The 642-nt window shown below is 65.4% G+C and carries 1 protein-coding gene; it reads right to left on the minus strand.

Annotated features, from left to right (window positions below):
- The coding region (locus A9X03_RS17225; protein WP_197696092.1) for an alpha-hydroxy-acid oxidizing protein at nucleotides 1-391 on the minus strand (391 nt) is incomplete at its 3' end.
- Between the last annotated feature and the right edge of the window lie 251 nt (nucleotides 392-642).

Raw genomic sequence — 642 nt, forward strand, 5'->3', positions numbered from 1 at the left:
GCTTCCCGGTCCTGATCGGCGCGATGACCGGCGGTGCCGAGTTGTCGGGGACCATCAACAGGAATCTGGCCGCGGCCCCTTCGCCCAGCGCGCTGTCCAGCATGATCCGCTGGGAGCCGAGCATCATCCCGATGCCGAGTTGCTGAGCGGCCGCGGCCAGATTCCTGTTGATGGTCCCCGACAACTCGGCACCGCCGGTCATCGCGCCGATCAGGACCGGGAAGCGCAGGCCCGCGCCGAAGAATTCGGTCGACAGGTCGATGTCGTCGAGGCTGGTCTGGGTCAGGGCGTTGTACGGCAACTGGTACCGCTCCAGCCCGGTGGTGACGTGCTCGTAGTTGACCGGCTCCGCGAGGCAGACGTCGATGTGCCGCCGCTTGCGGGTGGTCATCGGCGCCCGATCTGCCGTCACGGCAGGCACCCCGGCGCGACAACGCCGCGCCCGCTCGCATCCATAATGTCCATAGTGCCCCTTGTTGCGTACCGGCAATGTGCAACGGTGCGTAATTTCAGTTGATTAATGTTTAACACACTGAAAGACTTCACATCGTGGTGTGGGATGGCGTGGCCGCGGCCGTGACGGGACGGCGCTCGTGGTTGCTCGCGCTTGCCGCCGTCCTCCTCGGTGGCGTTTTCATGGCG

This window comes from Mycobacterium sp. E1715, from assembly GCF_001667625.1.
Classification (GTDB): domain Bacteria; phylum Actinomycetota; class Actinomycetes; order Mycobacteriales; family Mycobacteriaceae; genus Mycobacterium.